Source organism: Janthinobacterium woesei, assembly GCF_051380875.1.
Lineage (GTDB): Bacteria > Pseudomonadota > Gammaproteobacteria > Burkholderiales > Burkholderiaceae_D > Janthinobacterium.
The window spans coordinates 106900-127121 of record NZ_JBNYXW010000007.1; the positions used below are offsets into that span (position 1 = coordinate 106900).

Below are 20222 nucleotides of genomic sequence, written 5' to 3' on the forward strand. Positions count from 1 at the left end.
CCATGAGTTATCTGGAACTGCACAAGCTGAACCTCGGCTACGCCAAGAACACCACCTCGGTGAAAGACCTGGACCTGCACGTCGAGCAGGGCGAACTGATTTCCCTGCTGGGCCCCAGCGGCTGCGGCAAGACCACCACCATGCGCGCGATTGCCGGCCTGATGCCGCTGCAATCGGGCCGCATCGTGTTGGATGGCCGCGAAATCGGCAAGCTGGCGCCGAACAAGCGCAATATCGGCATGGTCTTCCAGTCGTATGCCCTGTTCCCGCACCTGAATGTATACGACAACATCGCCTTCGGTTTGCGCTTGCGCAAGGTTGCGCCGGCCCTGCTGAAAACCAAGGTCGAAGCGGTCATCGCCGCCGTGGGACTGACGGGCTTCGAGACGCGTTTGCCGGCGCAGATGTCCGGCGGCCAGCAGCAGCGCGTGGCGCTGGCGCGCGCCATCGTCGTCGAACCGGCCCTGCTGCTGCTGGACGAACCGCTGTCGAACCTGGACGCCAAGCTGCGCGTGCAGATGCGCGCCGAGCTGCGCCGCATCCAGCGCGAGCTGGGCATCACCATGCTGTACGTGACGCATGACCAGGAAGAAGCGCTGGCCCTGTCGGACCGCATCGTCGTCATGAACAGCGGCCACATCGAGCAGCTGGCCGCGCCGGAAGCCGTCTTCAATACGCCGTCGACGCGCTTCGTCGCCAACTTCATGGGCTTTGAAAACCTGTTTGATTACCGCGACGGCGCGCTGCACCATGCGGGCGCCAGCCTGCCGTATGCGGCCGCTGTCGCTGCCGGTACCACGGTGCTGGGCTGGCGTCCGGACAAGGTGCGCGTCTGCGCGCCGGACGATGCCGCAGGTCAATACCCGGGTACCGTGCTGGCGCGGGGCTTCCTGGGCGACACCGTCGAATACCTGCTGCAAACGCCGCTGGGCCAGGTCAAGGGCATTTGCGCGGCCGGCGGCGCCACCTGGCGCGAAGGCACGGCCGTTTCCTTCGTGCTGCCCACGGACAGCGCCCTGTGTTTGGCTGCTTAATTGCTGCTTAATTGCTGCTTAATTTCCACTGGACACCATCATGGACAAACCCTTGAAGAAGATCTGGCTCGATACCGATCCCGGTTTTGACGACTGGCTGACGATGTTGCTGCTGGGCAGCAATCCGCATATCGAATGGCTGGGCGTGAGCGTGGTGGCGGGCAATGCGCCCGTCGCCATCACCTACGACAATGCCTTGCGCATCAAGGCCCATGATGGTTTGACTGTGCCGATCTACCGCGGCTGCGAAGAGCCGCTGGCGGGCGTCATCGAGACGGCGCAGTGCATCCTCGGCGAGAGCGGCATGCCGACCACGGGCGATGTGCTGCCGCCCGGCGCCAGCATGGATGCCGCGGGCCACGCCGTCGATGCGCTGATCGCCGCCGTGCGCAAGCATCCTGGCCAGATCACCATCATGGCGATTGCGCCGATGACGAATCTTGCAACAGCGCTGGCCCGCGCGCCCGATATCGCCGGAAAAATCGTTGAAATCATCCTGATGGGCGGCTCCAGCGACCAGGGCAACCATACGGCGGCGGCCGAATTCAATATCTACGCCGACCCGGAAGCGGCCGGCCAGGTGTTCAAGTCCGGCATCGCGCTGCGCATGTTCGGCTTGAACCTGTGCCGCCAGTTGCTGGTGACGAACGCGCAAGTGCAGCAGTTGCGCGCCATCGGCACGCCGCGTGCGCAGCTGCTGGCCGGCTACCTGGAAGCGTATGTGCGTATCCGCAGTGCTGACGGTTCCGTGCCCATGCCCATGTACGACCCGGTGGTGGCCCTGTACCTGGAAGCGCCGCAGCTGTTCCAGTTCCTGCCGGCCCACGTGGCCATCGAATTGAAGGGCGAACTGACGCGCGGCATGACGGTGTGCGAATTTCGCGTGCCGCGCCGCGCCGCCATCAACACGCAAGTGGCAATGGTGGCCGACGGCCCAGCCGCCATCGCGCTGCTGATGCGCCGCCTGACGGCCATTCTTGCCTGATCCACTCTTACACGAAACGAGCTTCATGTCTATTTCACCCCTGAGCATCGAACAGTTTTTACGCGCCATGCCGAAGGTGGAGCTGCATTGCCACCTGTTCGGCACGGTGCGCCAGAAAACCTTCCGCAACCTGGCCGCAAAGACGGGCAATGTCGTCACCCCTGAAGAAATTGACGCGTTTTATACGCGCGGCGACAAGCCCGTCGGCGTGCTGCGCGTGCTGCGCGCGCTCGACGCACACCTGATCGTCTCGCCTGCGGACCTGTATTGCCTGGCGTATGAATACCTGGAAGACGCGCATGGCCACGGCGTGCGCTATGCGGAGTTCTTCTGGAACCCCACCGGCACCGTGCGCATCTCGGGTATCCGCTATGACGCAGCGCAAGACGCCATCGTGGCCGCCATCCGCGACGCGCAGCGCGATTTTGGCGTGATCGGCCGCCTTATCCCCAGCATTGACCGTGAAGCCAGCCCGGCCGAAGCGGTGCAAATGGTGGAATGGATGAAGGCGCACCGCGCGCCGGAAGTCATCGGCATCGGCATCGATTACCGCGAAAACGACCGCCCGCCTGAACTCTTCATCGAAGCCTACCGCGCCGCGCGCGAAGCCGGTTTCAAGTGCACGGCCCATGCGGGCGAATTCGGCATGCCGTGGATGAACGTGGCAACGGCGATTGATGCATTGCAGGTGGACCGGGTCGACCACGGCTACACGATTGTTGATAATCCTCAACTGGCGCAGCGCTGCGTCGAGCGGGGCCTGGTATTTACGGTGGTGCCGACCAATTCATATTACTTGCGCACCCTGGCGCCCGAGCGCTGGGCGCTGGATCACCCGATCCGCGCCATGGCCAAGCTGGGCTTGAAACTGCATCCGAACACGGACGACCCGACCTTGCACCACGTCACGCCGACCGGCGCCTGGATGATGATGCGTGAATTCGGCTTCGGCCTGGACGACATGCGCGGCTTCATGTTGAATGGCCTCGATGCGGCCTGGATCGACGAGAGCACGCGGCGCGACTGGCGGGCGCAGTTCTGCGCCCAGTTCGACGCCCTGCGGGCAAGGGTCGTCGACGCGTCTTAAGCCGATACCGGCGGTGGCGGCAACAGCAGCGAGGGAAACGCCCGCTGCGGGCAGGCCTGCCGCTCGCACACCTTGCAGCCCGTGCCGATCGGCGTGGCGCTGGTGGGGTCGTGCAAATCGAGTCCCTTCGAATAAATCAGCCGGTGCGCCTGAGAAATGTCGCAGCCCAGCGCCACGGCGAAAGTCTTGCCCGGCGCACGGAAGCCGGGCGAGGCCGTGCTGACCTGGCGCGCGATCCACAGATAGGTGCAGCCGTCCGGCATGCTGGCCACTTGCGTCAGCACCTGCCCCGGATGGCTGAAGGCGTCATACACGATCCACAAGGGGCAGGTGCCGCCCACCCGCGAAAAGTGGAAATCCGTCGCCGACTGGCGCTTCGAGACATTGCCTGCACGGTCCACGCGCACGAAAAAGAAGGGCAGGCCCGCCGCATCGGGGCGTTGCAGGGTGCTCAGGCGGTGGCACACGGCTTCGAAACCCACGCCAAACTGGTGCGCCAGGCGCTCGATATCGTAGGCGCGCGTTTCCGCCGCCTGCAAGAAGCGCTGGTAAGGCATCAACAGCGCACCGGCGAAATAATTCGACAACGCCAGGCGCGCGCTCGTTTGCGCAGCTGCGCCGGAAAAGCCCGCCGCCAGCACCAGGGCGTCGATCATCGCGCTGTGTTCGAGCAGGCTGATTTGCGCCGCCATCTGGAACGCGCGCTGGCCGCCCGTCAAGGTATCGGGCAACCACAATATATGTTGTTGCGCATCAAAGCGGTGCTTGCGCACCATGCCCGCATCGCCATCGGATAGTTGCACTTTGACATTGTGGCGCTCCAGCAGCCGGCCTTGCAGCGCGTCGAGCGTGCGCAAGGCGGGATCGAATTCGCTGGCCACCGCTTCGGCGGCCCGGTCCAGCTCATCGATATAGTTTTGCCGCCGGTTCAGGTATTCGCGCACTTCCTCGTCCGTGGACGGCGCCGCCGAGCTGGCGCCCCGGCTGCCGTCGTCCAGGCGCGCGGCCAGCGTATCGGCCCGTTCCGCCATCACCCGGTAGCGCCGCTGCAAGAGCAAAATCGAGCGCGCCAGTTCCGGCATGTTTTCCACCAGCATTTTCAGCTCGGCCATCGAAGTGGGCGGCGCATCGGGCAATTCGCCGAAGACGTCGCGCACATCGGCCACCAGGCTGGCGCTGTCGTGCTCGGAAAAGATCTGTGGATCGACACCCAGCACGCTGCCGATGCGCAATAAAATCGGCACCGTCAGCGGGCGCTGGTTGCGCTCCATCTGGTTCAGGTAGCTGGGCGAGATGCCCAACGCCTTGGCCAGCGCCACCTGCGTCATGCGCCGTTCCTCGCGTAGGCGCTGCAGGCGCACGCCCATGAAAACCTTTGCCATTGCGTTTCCTTCCTGACCTTTGTGGAATCTGCAAATTTACAATATTTGCAGATTAACAGATTCGTGTTTGCATTATCTCGCATTTTCACGCCTTGTTTGCAGCGGACATTGTGCGAATAATGCAAACAGACCTATACCTCAAACCAGGAGACACCGAGTGACCACGCAAACTGCTGCTATTAACCTTCCAACCGTTCCCTTATTGATCAATGGCGAGTGGGTCGAATCCCGCACCACCGTCTGGCGCGATGTCGTCAACCCTGCCACGCAGGAAGTGCTGGCCCGTGTACCGTTCGCCACGCCGGACGAAGTCAATGCCGCCATCGCCTCGGCCCAGCGCGCCTTCAAGACCTGGCGCAAGACGCCGATTGGCGCGCGCGCGCGCATTTTCCTGAAATTGCAGCAGTTGATCCGCGAAAACATGGCCGACCTGGCCGCCACCCTGACCATGGAACAGGGCAAGACCCTGCTCGACGCGGAAGGCGACATCTTCCGTGGCCTGGAAGTAGTCGAGCACGCTGCCAATATCGGCACTTTGCAAATGGGCGAATACGCGCAAAACGTGGCTGGCGGCGTCGATACCTACAGCGTGATGCAGCCGCTGGGCGTGTGCGCCGGCATTACGCCATTCAATTTCCCCGCCATGATTCCGCTGTGGATGTTCCCAATGGCGATTGCCTGCGGCAATACGTTCGTGCTGAAACCATCGGAGCAAGACCCGCTGGTGACGGAAAAACTGGTGCGCCTGGCCTTGCAGGCGGGCATCCCGGCTGGCGTGCTGAACGTCATCCACGGCGGCGAAGACGTGGTCAACGCCCTGTGCGACCACCCGGACATCAAGGCGATCTCGTTTGTCGGTTCCAGCAAGGTGGGCACGCATGTATATCAACGCGCCAGCCTGAACGGCAAGCGCGCGCAGTGCATGATGGGCGCGAAGAATCACGCCGTCGTCTTGCCTGACGCCAACAAGGAACAGACCCTGAACCAGTTGCTGGGCGCGGGCTTCGGCGCCGCCGGCCAGCGCTGCATGGCGGCCTCGGTGGCCGTATTGGTAGGCGAAGCGCGCGCATGGTTGCCGGAGCTGGCTGCCAAAGCGCAAACCTTGAGCGTGGGCGCCGGCAAGGACAACCCGGACCTGGGCCCCGTGATCTCGTGCGCGGCAAAAGAGCGCGTCTTCAGCCTGATCGCCAGGGGCGTGGAAGAGGGCGCGACCTTGACGCTCGACGGGCGCGACGTGAAGGTCGACGGCTATCCGAACGGTAACTTCGTCGGGCCGACGATCTTGTCCGGCGTCAAACCCGGCATGGTCGTGTATGACCAGGAAATCTTTGGCCCCGTGCTGATCGTCGTCGAAGTCGACACGCTTGATGAAGCCATCGCCCTGGTGAACGCGAATCCGAACGGTAACGGCACGGCGCTGTTTACGCAAAGCGGCGCGGCCGCGCGTTATTTCCAGGAAGAAATCGACGTGGGCCAGGTGGGCATCAACGTGCCTATTCCCGTGCCTGTGCCCCTGTTCAGCTTTACGGGTTCGCGCGGCTCGAAACTGGGCGACCTGGGCCCGTTCGGCAAGCAAGTCGTGCTGTTCTACACGCAGACGCAAACGATTACCCAGCGCTGGTTCACGGATGCGGCCTCGGTGGGCAAGGTCAACACCACCATCAGCCTCAAATAAGGAGCCGGCATGGACTTTGAACTGAGCGACGAGCAGCGCGAGTTCCAGCAGGCGGCGCGCGCGTTTGCCGAAGGCGAACTGGCGCCACACGCAGCGCGTTGGGATGCGGAATCGATTTTCCCCGTGGAAACGATCGCGAAAGCGGGCGAGATGGGCTTTTGCGGCCTGTACACGCCACAGCGCTGGGGCGGCTTGGGCCTGTCGCGCCAGGATGCGGCCATCGTGTTTGAAGAGCTGGCAGGCGGCTGCACCTCGACCACGGCCTATATCACGATCCACAACATGGCCACCTGGATGCTGTCGCGCTGGGGCCAGGAAGCCCTGTGCGATGAGTGGGTGCCGGCCCTGGCGGCCGGTCAGAAGCTGGCCAGCTATTGCCTGACGGAGCCGCAAGCGGGGTCGGATGCGGCCTCCCTGCGCACGAAAGCCGTCAAAGACGGCGAGTTTTATGTTCTTGACGGTACGAAAGCCTTCATTTCCGGCGCGGGCCAGACGGACATGCTGATCGTCATGGCGCGCACGAGCGGCGAGGGCGCGGCCGGCATTTCCGCCTTTGCCGTGCCGGCCAACTTGCCCGGCATAGTGTATGGCAAGAAGGAAGAAAAGATGGGCTGGAACAGCCAGCCCACGCGCATCATCAGCTTTGACCAGGTGAAAGTGCCGGTTGGCAACTTGCTGGGCGCGGAAGGCGAAGGCTTTGCCATTGCCATGAAGGGCCTCGATGGCGGGCGCATCAATATTGCCGTGTGCTCGGTGGGCACGGCGCAGGCGGCATTGACGCGGGCGCAAGCGTACATGAAAGAGCGCACGCAGTTCGGCCGCGAGCTGGCCCAGTTCCAGGCCCTGCAATTCAAGCTGGCCGACATGCTGACGGAACTGGTGGCGGCGCGCCAGATGGTGCGCCTTGCCGCTTGGAAACTAGACCAGGAAAGCCCGGACGCCACCGCGTATTGCGCCATGGCAAAGCGTTTTGCCACGGATGCGGGTTTTAATGTCGCCAACGATGCCCTGCAGTTGCATGGCGGCTACGGCTACATCCGCGAGTATCCGCTCGAGCGCCATGTGCGCGACACGCGCGTACATCAAATCCTGGAAGGGACAAATGAAATCATGCGCCTGATTATCGCGCGAGCGATACTGAAAGACGGCGCCACGGAGACCTTGCGATGACCAAAGTGTATACAAATTTGCTGTTTGAGCGCCATGGCCATACGGCCCTGGTAACCCTTGACAATCCGCCCGCCCATACGTGGACCCTGGCCAGCCTGCGCGCCCTGACGGAGCTGGTGGCCGACCTGAACGCGGACCCCGGCGTGTATGCGCTGGTGATCACGGGCGGGGGCGCCAAGTTCTTCTCGGCCGGTGCCGACTTGAAAGTGTTTGCCGATGGCAATAAAGACACGGCGTTCGCCATGGCGGCCGCCTTTGGCGAGGCCTTCGAGGCGCTGTCCGCGTTTCGCGGCGTCAGCATCGCCGCCATCAATGGCTATGCCATGGGCGGCGGGCTCGAATGCGCGCTGGCCTGCGATATCCGCATTGCCGAGGAACACGCGCAGATGGCCTTGCCGGAAGCGTCCGTCGGCCTGCTGCCATGCGCGGGCGGCACGCAGCATTTGCCGTGGCTGGTGGGCGAAGGCTGGGCCAAGCGCATGATCTTGTGCGGCGAACGGGTCGATGCGGCCAAGGCGCTGGCCATCGGCCTGGTCGAGGAAGTCGTGCCGACCGGCAAGGGTGTCGCCACGGCGCTGGCGCTGGCGGCCAAGGTGGCGCGCCAGAGCCCCGGCAGCGTGGCGGCGTGCAAGACCCTGATCCAGGGCGCGCGTAGCCATCCGCTGGTGAGTTCCCTGCCCGATGAACGCACCCTGTTCCTCGGCCTGTTCGATACGCAAGACCAGAAAGAGGGCGTGCAAGCCTTCCTGGAAAAACGTCCGGCGGAGTGGAAGAATGGCTGAAAGCACTCTGATTGATACGGTGAAGATCGAGGAGCGCGACTGTCCCGGCGGCATGAAGCTGGGCGTCATCACCCTGGATGCGCCAAAATCACTGCACGCCCTGACCCTGGAGATGATCCGCGCCGTCGATCAGGCGTTAATCCGCTGGGCCGATGACGCGCAGATCGCCTGCGTGGTGCTGCAATCATCGACCGATAAGGCCTTTTGCGCCGGGGGCGACGTGCGCAGCTTGCGTACTGCCGTCGCCCAGCAGCCCGGTGTCGTGCCGAACCCGCAGGCGCTGGCCTTCTTTGCCGAAGAATACCGGCTCGACCACCGCATCCATACGTATGCAAAACCACTGCTGGTGTGGGGTGGCGGCATCGTCATGGGCGGCGGCCTGGGCTTGATGGCGGGCGCCAGCCACCGCGTGGTGACGGAAAGCACGCGCATCGCCATGCCGGAAATCACGATTGGCCTGTTCCCCGACGTGGGTGGCAGCTGGTTCCTGGGACGCATGCCGGGGCGCAGCGGCTTGTTCCTGGGCTTGACGGGTGCGCCTTTGAATGCAGCCGATGCCCTGTTTACGGGCCTGGGCGACTATTTCCTGCGCCAGGAAGAGCGCGCCATGGTGCTCGACGCGTTGGCGCTGGCCCAGTGGCAAGTTTCCCCGCAAACGAATCACCAGCAGCTGAGCCGCTTGCTGCGCGGCTTTTCGGCGCCGGCATCGTTGTTGCCCGTGTCTGAAGTGCGCGCCAACTTCGACGCCATCGCTGCCTTGACGCAAGCACCGACCTTGCTCGAAGTGGTCGCTGCCATTGCCGCCTATGACGGCGATGTGGCCTGGCTGCAAAAGGCGGCCCACTCGCTGGACAAGGGTGCGCCCAGTTCGGCTGCCCTGGTATGGGCCATGCGCGAGCGCACGCGTCACCTGAGCCTGGCACAAGTATTCCAGCTGGAATTGATTGTTGCCGTGCAATGTTGCTTTCACGCCGATTTTGCGGAAGGCGTGCGCGCCTTGCTGATCGACAAGGATAACGCGCCGCAATGGCGCCCAAGCAGCCTGAGTGACGTCAGCGCAGCGTATCTGGAGGAATATTTCAAGGCACCGTGGACACAGCATCCATTGGCCGACCTACCCATTTAAACATTTAAGTAGTGCATAAAAATGCTCAGGGCCATGGGCTTTTTTAGGCGCTACAGGAGATTTTTATGCAACATATCGCTTTCATTGGCCTAGGCAACATGGGCGCACCGATGGCCCGCAATTTGGTGGCGGCTGGCTTCCATGTCTCCGTCTTCGACCTGGCACCCGCTGCCGTGGCGTCCCTGGTCGAGGCGGGCGCCACCGCTGCCGCTTCCGCCAGCGCGGCCGTGCAGACGGCCGATGCCGTCATCACCATGCTGCCGGCCGACAGGCACGTGCAGGAACTGTACCTGGCGGCAGGGGGCGTGCTCGATTCGGCCAAGCCGGGCGCCCTGTTCATCGATTGCAGCACCATCGCCGCCGATGTGGCGCGGCAAGTGGCGCAGGAAGCCACGGCGCGGGGCTTTGCCATGATCGACGCGCCCGTCTCGGGCGGTACGGCTGGCGCGGCGGCCGGCACCCTGACCTTCATCGTCGGCGGTCCGGACGCGGCCTTGCAGCAAGCGCGGCCTTTGCTGGAAAAGATGGGCAAGAACATTTTCCACGCGGGCGAGGCGGGCGCGGGCCAAGTGGCGAAGATTTGCAACAACATGCTGCTGGGAATTTTGATGGCGGGCACGGCCGAGGCACTGAACCTGGGCGTGGCGCATGGCCTCGATCCGAAAGTCTTGTCCGACATCATGGCCAAGAGTTCGGGCCGCAACTGGACCCTGGAAGTGTACAACCCGTGGCCGGGCGTCATGGATGGCACGCCCGCTTCGCGCAACTACAGCGGCGGCTTCGGCACGGCGCTGATGCTGAAAGACCTGGGCCTGGCGCAGCAGTCGGCCTTGTCGGCGAACGCGCCCACGCCCTTGGGCGCTCTGGTGCGCCAGCTATACCAACTGCATGCGCAGGCCGGTTATGCCCAGCAGGATTTCTCCAGCATCGTGCAAATGCTGCAGCCAGGCTTGCAGAAGCCGGCCGTTTAGGCAATTTTTGGCAAAAAAAAGCCCGCTGATAAAAGCGGGCTAAATCCAATTCTTGGAAGAGTTGGAGGAGACAGATGCATTATGCTGCATCGCCACATATAACTCCAATTTATATTTGTAATATCAATTATAGATTTCCATGATATCTCTTCCTGGCAGCTGCTGCGCGGCTGCCAGCACACCGCTTAGCCCGGGTTGCAGGCCACTTGCACCGTGGTCACATTCGCTTCACCCATGGTGCCCGTGCCGGTGCCAGGCGTTACTGTGCATACCAGGCCGGTTGGCTGGGTGAACACGCTGATACCATAGCTGGTGCCATAGGCAACCGCGCCGCTCATGGTAAAGGCCGTGGCATCCTTGGCTACCGTTGTCGTTGCATTGCCGTTAATCAACACCAGGCCGTCCACTGTCAGGCCGGTAATCGTGCCGCCAACGCTGTAGGCGTTTTGCGAGCAAGTAACCAGCGCGCTGATCGTCAGGTAATGGCCAGCCGAGCCGGAACCGCCGCTGACGCTGCAATTCATGTGGGCAGGATTTTTCGTGACGGTGATGTTGTAATCGGTGCCATAGTCGATGCGCTTGGCGAACGTGAAGCTGGTGGTGCCAGCGGCTGGCAAGACGGTATCGCTACCGTTGGCCAGGGTCAGGCCGTCATTGTTCAAGCCAGTGATGGTGCCACTGACATCATACGAGGCCTTGCCGCCGCAGGCAGCCAGTCCCAGGGTCAGCAGCAGCGCGGCGAGTGGACGCAGGCAGGATAACTTCATGTATTTCTCCAAAATAGTGGTGACGAATCGCGTGGCTTATTGCGGTGCGCAGACCAGTGTGGCAGCGGTCGTGGCGGCGGAGCCCATCGTGCCGACGATATCGCGGCCGTCAGCACTGGTGGAACCTGCGAAACGGCAAGTCTGGCCCGTTGGATTGGTCAGGATGGAAATATTGTATGCTGCACCATCAGCAACCGCCGGGAATGTGTACGCGTTGGCGCCGGCCAGCGGGCTGGTGCTGTTGCTGCCAATGACCAGGGTCAATTTGTCTGCGGTCAAGCCCGTGATGGCGCCAGTCAGCGGGTAGGTGTTGGTTGTGCAGGTGACAATGGCCGTGGTCACGGAGTAGCTCGATGCCTTGCCGCTGCCACTGGCAATCTGGCAGACAGCGCCTTTTGGCTGCTGCGCGATGGTGATATCGTAGCGGTCATCGGTATTGATCAGTTTGGTGAAATAAAAGCTCGACGAGCCCGAGGTGACCGGCAACTCTTCCGAACCGTTTTTAAGAATCAGGCCATCCTTTGCCAGGCCGTACACTTGGCCGCCCAGGTACAGATTGCCGCCGCTGCCGCCGCAAGCTGCCAGTGTGACGGCGCAAGCCGCCGCCAGCATCGAGCGCAGGTACAAATTTTTCATACATTCTCCAAAACGAATTAGGTAGGGTAGCGCAACGCGGACGCTGGCGCCGCATTGGAATGGCGCCTATTTTAGTCTATCTGGCAAGCGGATTGATCTTGCCTTGTATCTCCCTGTAACAATTTTTCGCCCAGAAACGCCGGCCTGGCCGCATCTGCCAGGAGCGCCGGCATGCTGACGGCGGCGATCAGTGCGACAATAGACGCCCGCTGCGCACCATGGCGCGGCATCCATTTGCGTGAGTTCCATGTTCTTAGCCCCTGTCAACACTGCCGTGCCACCGAAGGCCATCCTGTTCGACCTCGACGATACCTTGTGGCCCATCGCGCCCGTGATCGCCGCTGCCGAAACCCTGCTGCATGACTGGCTGGCCACGCATGCGCCCAAGGTGGCGCAGCAGTTTTCCATCGAGCTGCTGCGCCAGCAGCGTTTGGCCATGCTCAATGCGCAACCGCATTTTCATGGCAACCTGATTGAATTGCGCCGCGTGGGCCTGCTGTCGGCCTTCGAGGCTGCCGGCGAAGACCCGGCCCTGGTCGACGGCGCCATCCTGCAATTTTTGGCCGCGCGCAACCGCGTCCAGCCGTTTGACGATGTGCTGCCCGGCTTGGCCTGGATGCAGCAGCGTATGCTGGTCGGTTCCATCTCGAACGGTAATGCGGATCTTGAAACGATCGGCCTGGCACAGCATTTCAAGGCATCCATCGCCGCCAGCGATTTCGGCGTCGCCAAGCCCGATGCCAGCATCTTCCTGGCCGGTTGCGCCGCGCTGGGCGTGGCGCCGCATGAAGCCGTGTATGTGGGCGACGACCTGTATTTCGACGTGACGGGAGCGCAGGGGGCGGGCATGCGTGCCGTGTGGATGAACCGCAAGGGCAGCGATGCGCACCTGGCGGCCGGTGTGCAGCCCGATGCTATCTGCACCAACTTTGATGAATTGCTGCTGTGGCTGCAGAGGCAACTGGAAGATTGATCGCCGCCAGGTGGACGAACGTGCATAATGGGAGCTTAGGAGCTGTTGACGCACCTTGGGCCGCCTTCGCTGCCGCTTGCGCAACAGAATATTGGTTTAACTACAACATCATGCAACTCGATACACGTGCCCAAACACTGCTGAAAGCCTTGGTCGAGCGATATATCGCCGACGGCCTGCCGGTCGGTTCGCGCGCCTTGTCGAAGATTTCCGGCCTCGACCTGTCGCCAGCGACGATCCGCAACATCATGGCCGACCTGGAAGAGCTCGGTTATGTGTCCAGCCCGCATACCTCGGCCGGACGTGTCCCCACGCCGCGTGGCTACCGTATCTTTGTCGACACCTTGCTCACCGTCAAGCATCTGGACGAGCACCTGGTGGAGTCGCGCATGCGCCTGCAGACGCCGCAGCCGCAGCGCACCATCGCCAACGCGGCGCAGATGCTCTCGTCGCTGTCGCAATTTGCCGGCGTCGTGCTCAGCCCGCGCCGCGAATCGGTGTTCCAGCAAATTGAATTCCTGCGCCTGTCGGAAAAACGCATCCTGCTCGTCATCGTCGCCCCAGGCGGCGACGTGCAGAACCGCCTGCTGCTGACGGAGGCGGACTATACGCCGGCGCAACTGGTGCAATCGGCCAACTACATCAACCAGAATTATGGCGGCCTGTCGTTCGATGCCGTGCGCGTGCGCCTGCAGGGCGAACTGCGCCAGTTGCGCGACGATATGGGCAGCCTGATGCAGGCAGCGGTGGAAGCGGGCAGCGAAGCGATGGCCGACAATAGCGACGATATGGTGATTTCGGGCGAGCGCAACTTGCTCAGCGTGAGCGACCTGTCATCGAATATGCATTCGCTGCGCCAGATGTTCGACATGTTCGAGCAAAAGACGGGCCTGATGCAGCTGCTCGACGTGTCGAGCAAGGCGACGGGCGTGCAGATTTTCATCGGCGGCGAATCGAACCTGGTGCCGATGGATGAAATGAGCGTGGTGACGGCGCCGTATGAAGTCAACGGCAAGATCGTGGGAACGTTGGGAGTGATCGGCCCGACCCGCATGGCGTACGAGCGGGTCATTCCGATTGTCGATATCACGGCCAAGCTGCTATCAAGCGCGCTCAGCCATCATTGATAACACCTGGAAAAACCTGCTCGCTACGGTTTTGTCAGGTGTTGTGAGTTGTTACTGGCCCGCTCCGGCCGCCCCGGTGACCGGCGCGGCTGGCAGGCTTCAGGCTGATTTGTGCGGGCAGGCAGTCTTGATGCAGTTGCCATAGATGGCCAGGGCGTGTTCGGCAATTTTGAAGCCGCGCTCTTCGGCCACTTTTTGCTGGCGGATTTCGATGTCTTCGTCGAAGAATTCTTCGACCCGGCCACAGTCGAGGCACACCAGGTGGTCGTGGTGGGAGCCTTCGTTGAGTTCGAAAATTGCCTTGCCAGTTTCAAAATGGTTGCGGTTGAGCAAGCCGGCTTGTTCGAATTGCGTCAGGACACGGTAGACAGTTGCCAAGCCGACATCCATATTCTCGGCCAGGAGGATCTTGTAGACGTCTTCTGCTGTCAGGTGGCGTACCGGGCTACTCTGGAAGATATCGAGTATCTTCAGGCGTGGCAAGGTCGCTTTCAGGCCGCTTGCCTTGAGATCACTAGGATTGTTACTCATGTTTGTTACTCGTATGTGGATCAGGTGCTTTATCATATAGCGTTTTAGCGGGGAGTGCCAAAATAAGCATTTTTTGGCTGGCCGGTCACTCCTGGCGTTTTGTTCATCAAATTGAGGTCATTTATGCGCGTAACACCGGCTGTATTGCCAGCTCTCTGGCAGCGTCTTTCATTTCGAGCACCAGTCGTGGCAGGCATGGCCTGTGTCGCGCTGGCGCTGGCAGTATCTGGCTGTGCCAGCCGCGGCATCCTCGGCGAGAAGCCGGCCGTTGCTCAAAAAGAAGGCAAGGAGCTCGTCCCCGAGCAAGGCGCGCAGACGACCACCATCACGCCCCTGCAAAAATTCATGTGGTTTTTTTCGCCCTACCGTCCTGACATTCAACAAGGCAACTTTATCTCCGAAGAGATGCTGGCCCAGTTGAAAGTCGGCATGACGCGCGACCAGGTCCGCTTCATCCTCGGCACATCCTTGCTGACCGATATTTTCCATGCCGACCGTTGGGATTATCCATTTCGCCTGGCGCGGGGCAGTGGCGAAACCACCAGCAGCCGCGTAGTCGTGTATTTTGGCAAGGATGGCAAGGTCGAGCGCTTCGAAGGCGGCAATTTGCCGACAGAGAAAGAATACATCGACCGCATCGCCGGCCCGTCGCCGTTCGCCAAAGTTGCCAAGGCCGATGTGCCTGCCGCAGCCGTACCGTCGCCCGTGGTGCCTAGCGCCGTGCCGGTCCCGGCCGATGCCGCCCCCGCCCCCGCCATTCCTGTGAGCAAGCCCGTAGTGGCACCGGCACCGGCCACGGAAACCGTCCCTGCTCCCACCAAATAATAAGTAGCTGTAAGAGAATAATATGACTGAACTGAAAATTGCCATCGCTGGCGCCAGCGGCCGCATGGGCCATATCCTGATCGAAGCGGTCAGCAATGCGTCCGACGCCGTGCTCGCTGGCGCGCTCGACCGCGCCGGCTCGCCGTCCCTCGGCCAGGATGCCGCTGCCTTCCTGGGCAAGCCCGCCGGCGTACTGATCGAGTCCGACCTGGCCACTGGCCTGGCAAACGCCGACTACCTGATCGATTTCACGCGCCCCGAAGGCACCTTGCAGCACCTGGCATATTGCGCCGAACACGGCATCAAGATGATCATCGGCACCACCGGTTTCGATGACGCGGGCAAGGCCGCCATTGCCGCCGCCGCCGAAAAGACGGCCATCATGTTCGCGCCGAACATGAGCGTGGGCGTGAATGTCACCATGAAGTTGCTGGAACTGGCTGCGAAAAGCCTGTCCGAAGGCTATGACATCGAGATCATCGAAGCGCATCACCGTTTCAAGGTCGATGCGCCATCGGGCACCGCCCTGCAAATGGGTGAAGTGGTGGCCGGCGCCCTTGGCCGCGACCTGAAGGAATGCGCCGTGTACGGCCGTGAAGGCGTGACGGGCGAACGCGATCCGTCGACCATCGGCTTTGCCACCATCCGTGGCGGCGATATCGTCGGCGACCATACGGTGTTGTTTGCCGGCATCGGCGAGCGTATCGAAATCAGCCACAAATCGAGCAGCCGCGTCACCTACGCCCACGGCGCCCTGCGCGCCGCGCGGTTCCTGGCCAACAAGCCTACGGGCCTGTTCGACATGCAGGACGTGTTGTCGCTGAAGAACTAAGGGGAGCATCGCCATGCCCACTGCCATCCTGAATGGAAAAGACATCACCGATGAAGCCAGTTTTCACGCGCAATGCGCGCAGGCTTTCGGTTTCCCCGCGTTTTACGGCAACAACATGGATGCCTGGGTCGATTGTCTCAGCTATCTGCGCGACGACGAAAACATGACGCAGTTCCATTTGAAACCGAACGAAGTACTGGAAATCGTGCTCCAGGACGCAGCGGCGATGAAGGCGCAAGTGCCTGATTTGTTGGAAGAAATGGCGTTCTGTATCGCCGGCATCAATGAACGCTATGACGATTATGGCGAAAAGCCGGCGCTGAAACTGGTGCTGAAGTAATGTTGAAATAATGCTGAAGTCATAAGACAAACGCCGGACAGTTTTGCAACTGGCCGGCGTTTTTCTTTAGACGACCTTGCGTTCGCGCAAGCCGTCAATCTCGCTCGATTCCAGCCCCAGCCAATGCTGCAGCACCTCGTCCGTATGCTGGCCCAGTAGCGGAGGCGGCAAGCGGTATTGCACCGGCGAACCGGACAGGCGCACCGGATTGGCCACCAGTGCCACCGTGCCTGCCGTCGGATGCGCCATTTCCACTTTCAGGCCGCGCGCCACCACTTGCGGGTCGGCAAAGACCTGGTCGATGCGGTTGACTGGGCCGCAGGGCACGGCGGCCGCCTCGAAGGCGCTAATCCATTCCTGTGTCGTGCGCATGACGGTAGCCTGGCGCATCAAGGGAATCAACGTCGCCCGGTGCGCCACGCGCTGCGGATTGGTGGCGAAGCGCTCGTCCTGCGCCCATTGCGCATGGCCGGCGATGGCGCAAAAGCGGGAAAATTGCCCGTCGTTGCCGATCGCCAGGATCATGTCGCCATCGGCGGTGGGGAAATCCTGGTACGGCACGATGTTCGGATGCGCGTTGCCCATGCGCTGGGGCACCTTGCCGCCGCACAAATAATTGGCCGCCTGGTTGCCCAGCGCCGCCACTTGCACGTCGAGCAGGGCCAGGTCGATATGCTGGCCCAGGCCCGAGCGTGTCCGTTCGGCCAGCGCCGCCTGCACGGCGATGGTGGCATACAGACCGGTCATGATGTCCGTTTGCGCCACGCCCACTTTTTGCGGTCCCGCACCCGGCTGGCCATCGGGCACGCCCGTGATGCTCATCAAGCCGCCCATGCCCTGGATCAAAAAGTCGTAGCCGGCGCGCGCGGCGTACGGGCCATCCTGGCCAAAGCCGGTGATCGAGCAATATACGAGGCGCGGATTGAGTGCCAGCAAGCTGGCCGCGTCGAGGCCATATTGCTGCAAGCCATTTACTTTGAAATTTTCCAGCAGCACGTCCGATTCGGCAGCCAGCTTGCGCACCAGCGCCTGCCCTTCTGGCGCGGCCAGGTCGATGCACAAGGAACGCTTGTTGCGGTTGGCGCACTGGAAATAGGCGGCTTCAGCGGTGTCGCGGCCATCCTCATCTTGCAAGTAAGGAGGACCCCATGACCGCGTATCGTCGCCGCGGCCCGGCTGCTCGACTTTCACCACGTCGGCACCCAGGTCGGCCAGCATTTGCCCCGCCCACGGACCGGCCAGCACGCGCGACAGGTCCAGCACGCGCAAGCCGGCCAAAGGCGCGGGGCGCAAGGTGGAAGCGAGTCCGTCCATTAGTTGAAGGCGGCGATGCCGGTGATGGCGCGGCCAATGATCAGCGCATGCACGTCGTGCGTGCCTTCATAGGTGTTGACCACTTCCAGGTTGACCAGGTGGCGGATGACGCCGAATTCGTCGGAAATACCGTTGCCACCCATCATGTCGCGCGCCACGCGGGCAATATCAAGCGCCTTGCCGCAGCTGTTGCGTTTCATGATCGAGGTGATTTCCACGGCAGGCGAACCTTCATCCTTCATGCGGCCCAGGCGCAAGCAGCCTTGCAAGCCCATGGTGATTTCCGTCAACATGTCGGCCAGTTTCTTTTGCACCAGTTGATTGGCCGCAAGAGGACGGCCAAATTGCTTGCGGTCCATGGTGTACTGGCGCGCCTTCAGGTAGCAGTCTTCGGCCGCGCCCAGTGCGCCCCAGGCGATGCCGTAGCGTGCGCTGTTGAGGCAAGTGAACGGGCCTTTCAAGCCGCGCACGTCGGGGAAGGCATTTTCTTCAGGGCAGAACACTTCATCCATGACGATTTCGCCCGTGATGCTGGTGCGCAAGCCCACCTTGCCGTGGATTTCCGGCGCCGACAGGCCCTTCCAGCCTTTTTCCAGCACGAAGCCACGGATCGCGCCTTCATCGTCCTTGGCCCAGACCACGAACACGTCGGCGATCGGGCTGTTGGTGATCCACATCTTGGCGCCGGAGATACTGTAGCCGCCCGGCACCTTGCGCGCACGCGTGACCATGCTGCCCGGATCGGAGCCGTGATCCGGTTCCGTCAAGCCGAAGCAGCCGATGAATTCGCCGGTCGCCAGCTTCGGCAGGTATTTCTGTTTGGTCTCTTCATTGCCGAAGGCATGGATGGGCACCATCACCAAGGATGATTGCACGCTCATCATCGAGCGGTAGCCCGAATCGACGCGTTCGACTTCGCGCGCAGCCAGGCCGTAGCAGACATAGTTCAGGCCGGCGCCGCCGTACTCTTCGGGAATGGTGGTGCCCAGCAAACCCAGTTCGCCCATTTCGCGGAAGATGGCGGCATCGGTGCGGCCGTGGCGGAACGATTCGAGCACGCGCGGCACCAGGCTGCCCTGGCAGTAGTCGCGCGCCGCTTCCAGCACGGCGCGTTCGTCGCTCGTCAGTTGTTCATCCAGCAGCAGGGGGGAATTCCAGTCGAATGCAGTTTTGCTCATCACAGGCCTCGCAGGTGAGCGCCGGTGATCGGCGCGAAGATTGAATAAGACTCATGGTAGATTTTTGCCTGGCCTTGCGCAAACGATTTATTCGCACCCAGACATGCGCCGGGCGCATATCTTGCGCCATACTGTGGTCTTTGATAGCCGCTGCCCACGCCATGACCCGTAAAATTCCCATGCTGCAAGCGCTGAATTGTTTCGAGGCGGCCGCGCGCCACCAAAGCTACACGCATGCGGCGCATGAACTGTCGCTGACGCAAAGCGCTGTGTCGCGGCAGATCGCCTCTTTGGAAAGTTTTCTGGGGGTGCAACTGTTTCAGCGCACGCGCCATGGCGTACTGCTGACGGCCGCCGGCGCCGCGTATGCGCGCCAGATCGCCGCCCGCCTCGACGGCCTGGAGCGCGACACGCTCGACACCATGGCACGCCAGGGCGGCGGCGGCACCTTGCAGCTGGCCTCGGTGCCCACCTTTGCCACGCGCTGGCTGATGCCGCGCCTGGCCAGCTTTGCCACCGAGCAGCCGGATATCGTCGTGCATATCGATGCGTACACAAAACCGTTCATGTTTGCCGATACGGAATACGACGCCGCCCTGTATGCAGGCACGCCCGAGCAGCTGGCGCGCTGGCCCGGCACGCGGGCAACCTTGCTCATGCATGAAGAAATCGTCCCCGTCGCCAGCCCGCGCCTGCTGGCGGCGCGCAGCCAGTGGCAGCCGCAGGATTTGCTGGAACTGACGCTATTGCAGCAGAGCACGCGCCCTGGCGCCTGGCGCCAGTGGTACGATGCCATGCAGGTCGATGGCGCGCTGGCGCGCTATGGCGCACGCTACGAACTGTTTTCCATGCTGGCCATGGCGGCCGTGCAAGGCCAGGGCGTGGTCTTGCTGCCGCGCATGCTGGTGGAGGCGGAACTGGCGCGCGGCGAGCTGCGCATTGTGTGCGAGCGCCCACTGCGCGGCCAGCGGGCGTATTACCTGATCACGCCCGAGGCGGCGCATGAAAAGCTGGCCTTGCAGCAATTTCGCCGATGGCTGCAAGGCGAAGCGGCCGCTTAAAGCAACTTAAAGCACCTTGTTGGTATCGAAATGGGGATTGTCGATGAAGCCGAGCTGGTTGCCGAACGGATCGAGCAACTCCACCGTGCGGATGCCGTCGCCCACGTCCGTGATCGGGTGGTGCAGGGTGCCGCCCAGCGCGACGACCCTGTCGACTTCCGCCTCGATGCCTTCCACGCCCCAATAGGTGACGCTGCCCTGCGTGCCTGGCTCACCGCCGGGCATCAAGCCCAGCTCGAAGCCGCCGATGGCAAAACCCACATAAAACGGCTGGTCGAAATACGGCGCCGTGCTGAAAACCTGGCTGTACCAGGCCTTGGCCTGGTCCAGGTCGGGGACGGGATAGGTGACGGTGCGCAAACCCTTGATCATGTTCTGCTCCTGTTATTTGGGTGAAGTCGGTTCGCTGAACGACGCAGTTCAGCA

At 62.2% G+C, this 20222-nt stretch carries 21 protein-coding genes; 14 read left to right on the forward strand and 7 right to left on the reverse strand.

Annotated elements, in window-relative coordinates:
* Positions 1 to 2: 2 nt before the first annotated feature.
* The 3 genes from ACQ4W6_RS09465 to ACQ4W6_RS09475 are packed head-to-tail and all read left to right on the forward strand — an operon-like array spanning position 3 to position 3106.
* Positions 3 to 1034 (forward strand): ABC transporter ATP-binding protein, encoded by a 1032-nt coding sequence (locus tag ACQ4W6_RS09465; protein ID WP_436566933.1) that lies wholly within the window; start codon positions 3 to 5, stop codon positions 1032 to 1034.
* A 40-nt stretch (positions 1035 to 1074) separates the two neighbouring features.
* Positions 1075 to 2019 carry a nucleoside hydrolase gene (locus ACQ4W6_RS09470; protein WP_436566934.1) on the forward strand — a complete coding sequence of 315 codons (945 nt, stop codon included), beginning with the start codon at positions 1075 to 1077 and terminating at the stop codon, positions 2017 to 2019.
* A 25-nt stretch (positions 2020 to 2044) separates the two neighbouring features.
* A complete protein-coding gene (locus ACQ4W6_RS09475) occupies positions 2045 to 3106 on the forward strand; it encodes an adenosine deaminase family protein (RefSeq protein WP_436566935.1) in 1062 nt (353 codons plus the stop codon).
* On the opposite strand, the gene ACQ4W6_RS09480 is transcribed toward ACQ4W6_RS09475, so the two are convergent.
* Positions 3103 to 4488 carry a short-chain fatty acyl-CoA regulator family protein gene (locus ACQ4W6_RS09480; RefSeq protein WP_436566936.1) on the reverse strand — a complete coding sequence of 462 codons (1386 nt, stop codon included), beginning with the start codon at positions 4486 to 4488 and terminating at the stop codon, positions 3103 to 3105. The genes ACQ4W6_RS09475 and ACQ4W6_RS09480 overlap by 4 nt on opposite strands.
* Before the next feature lie 157 nt (positions 4489 to 4645).
* Here ACQ4W6_RS09480 and ACQ4W6_RS09485 point away from each other — a divergent pair, with 157 nt between their 5' ends.
* The 5 genes from ACQ4W6_RS09485 (at position 4646) to mmsB (ending at position 10212) form a co-directional block, all read left to right on the forward strand.
* Positions 4646 to 6163 (forward strand): CoA-acylating methylmalonate-semialdehyde dehydrogenase, encoded by a 1518-nt coding sequence (locus tag ACQ4W6_RS09485; protein ID WP_436566937.1) that lies wholly within the window; start codon positions 4646 to 4648, stop codon positions 6161 to 6163.
* A 9-nt stretch (positions 6164 to 6172) separates the two neighbouring features.
* Entirely contained in the window at positions 6173 to 7333 is a 1161-nt protein-coding gene (locus ACQ4W6_RS09490; protein ID WP_436566938.1) for an acyl-CoA dehydrogenase family protein, read from the forward strand.
* The gene (locus tag ACQ4W6_RS09495) at positions 7330 to 8115 is read left to right on the forward strand and encodes an enoyl-CoA hydratase (protein ID WP_436566939.1); all 786 of its coding nucleotides are present in this window, start codon (positions 7330 to 7332) and stop codon (positions 8113 to 8115) included. Before ACQ4W6_RS09490 ends, ACQ4W6_RS09495 begins: the two co-directional genes overlap by 4 nt.
* Positions 8108 to 9241, forward strand: a complete 1134-nt coding sequence (locus tag ACQ4W6_RS09500; protein WP_436566940.1) for an enoyl-CoA hydratase/isomerase family protein — start codon at positions 8108 to 8110, stop codon at positions 9239 to 9241. The genes ACQ4W6_RS09495 and ACQ4W6_RS09500 overlap by 8 nt, the downstream gene beginning before the upstream one ends.
* Positions 9242 to 9306: 65 nt before the next feature.
* Positions 9307 to 10212, forward strand: a complete 906-nt coding sequence (gene mmsB / locus ACQ4W6_RS09505; protein WP_436566941.1) for a 3-hydroxyisobutyrate dehydrogenase — start codon at positions 9307 to 9309, stop codon at positions 10210 to 10212.
* A 185-nt stretch (positions 10213 to 10397) separates the two neighbouring features.
* Here mmsB and ACQ4W6_RS09510 read toward each other — a convergent pair whose 3' ends face one another.
* A complete protein-coding gene (locus ACQ4W6_RS09510) occupies positions 10398 to 10979 on the reverse strand; it encodes a hypothetical protein (protein ID WP_436566942.1) in 582 nt (193 codons plus the stop codon).
* Positions 10980 to 11015: 36 nt separating this feature from the next.
* Positions 11016 to 11615: a hypothetical protein gene (locus tag ACQ4W6_RS09515; protein ID WP_436566943.1), complete on the reverse strand. Its 600-nt coding sequence runs from the start codon at positions 11613 to 11615 to the stop codon at positions 11016 to 11018.
* Positions 11616 to 11862: 247 nt separating this feature from the next.
* On the opposite strand from ACQ4W6_RS09515, the gene ACQ4W6_RS09520 reads away from it, so the two are divergent.
* Together ACQ4W6_RS09520 and hrcA are read left to right on the forward strand one after the other, a co-directional pair.
* The gene (locus tag ACQ4W6_RS09520; RefSeq protein WP_436566944.1) at positions 11863 to 12588 is read left to right on the forward strand and encodes an HAD family hydrolase; all 726 of its coding nucleotides are present in this window, start codon (positions 11863 to 11865) and stop codon (positions 12586 to 12588) included.
* Positions 12589 to 12698: 110 nt separating this feature from the next.
* On the forward strand, positions 12699 to 13715 hold the full coding sequence (gene hrcA / locus ACQ4W6_RS09525) for a heat-inducible transcriptional repressor HrcA (RefSeq protein WP_436566945.1): 1017 nt from the start codon (positions 12699 to 12701) through the stop codon (positions 13713 to 13715).
* Between the two features lie 99 nt (positions 13716 to 13814).
* Here the strand turns inward: hrcA and fur are convergent, their stop codons facing one another.
* On the reverse strand, positions 13815 to 14246 hold the full coding sequence (gene fur, locus ACQ4W6_RS09530) for a ferric iron uptake transcriptional regulator (RefSeq protein WP_436566946.1): 432 nt from the start codon (positions 14244 to 14246) through the stop codon (positions 13815 to 13817).
* A gap of 123 nt (positions 14247 to 14369) precedes the next feature.
* Here fur and ACQ4W6_RS09535 point away from each other — a divergent pair, with 123 nt between their 5' ends.
* From ACQ4W6_RS09535 to ACQ4W6_RS09545, 3 genes are read left to right on the forward strand one after another with little or no spacing between them, the layout of a single operon-like run.
* Entirely contained in the window at positions 14370 to 15071 is a 702-nt protein-coding gene (locus ACQ4W6_RS09535; RefSeq protein WP_436566947.1) for an outer membrane protein assembly factor BamE, read from the forward strand.
* Between the two features lie 22 nt (positions 15072 to 15093).
* The gene (dapB, locus tag ACQ4W6_RS09540; protein ID WP_436566948.1) at positions 15094 to 15903 is read left to right on the forward strand and encodes a 4-hydroxy-tetrahydrodipicolinate reductase; all 810 of its coding nucleotides are present in this window, start codon (positions 15094 to 15096) and stop codon (positions 15901 to 15903) included.
* Between the two features lie 13 nt (positions 15904 to 15916).
* The gene (locus ACQ4W6_RS09545) at positions 15917 to 16243 is read left to right on the forward strand and encodes a barstar family protein (protein WP_436566949.1); all 327 of its coding nucleotides are present in this window, start codon (positions 15917 to 15919) and stop codon (positions 16241 to 16243) included.
* 66 nt (positions 16244 to 16309) lie between these two features.
* On the opposite strand, the gene ACQ4W6_RS09550 is transcribed toward ACQ4W6_RS09545, so the two are convergent.
* Both ACQ4W6_RS09550 and ACQ4W6_RS09555 read right to left on the reverse strand, forming a co-directional pair.
* A complete protein-coding gene (locus tag ACQ4W6_RS09550) occupies positions 16310 to 17557 on the reverse strand; it encodes a CaiB/BaiF CoA transferase family protein (protein WP_436566950.1) in 1248 nt (415 codons plus the stop codon).
* On the reverse strand, positions 17557 to 18735 hold the full coding sequence (locus tag ACQ4W6_RS09555) for an acyl-CoA dehydrogenase (RefSeq protein WP_436566951.1): 1179 nt from the start codon (positions 18733 to 18735) through the stop codon (positions 17557 to 17559). The genes ACQ4W6_RS09550 and ACQ4W6_RS09555 overlap by 1 nt, the downstream gene beginning before the upstream one ends.
* Positions 18736 to 18896: 161 nt before the next feature.
* Here ACQ4W6_RS09555 and ACQ4W6_RS09560 point away from each other — a divergent pair, with 161 nt between their 5' ends.
* Positions 18897 to 19796, forward strand: coding sequence for a LysR substrate-binding domain-containing protein (locus ACQ4W6_RS09560; protein WP_436566952.1), 900 nt, complete (start codon positions 18897 to 18899; stop codon positions 19794 to 19796).
* A gap of 6 nt (positions 19797 to 19802) precedes the next feature.
* On the opposite strand, the gene ACQ4W6_RS09565 is transcribed toward ACQ4W6_RS09560, so the two are convergent.
* Positions 19803 to 20168 carry a VOC family protein gene (locus ACQ4W6_RS09565; protein WP_436566953.1) on the reverse strand — a complete coding sequence of 122 codons (366 nt, stop codon included), beginning with the start codon at positions 20166 to 20168 and terminating at the stop codon, positions 19803 to 19805.
* Positions 20169 to 20222: the final 54 nt, after the last annotated feature.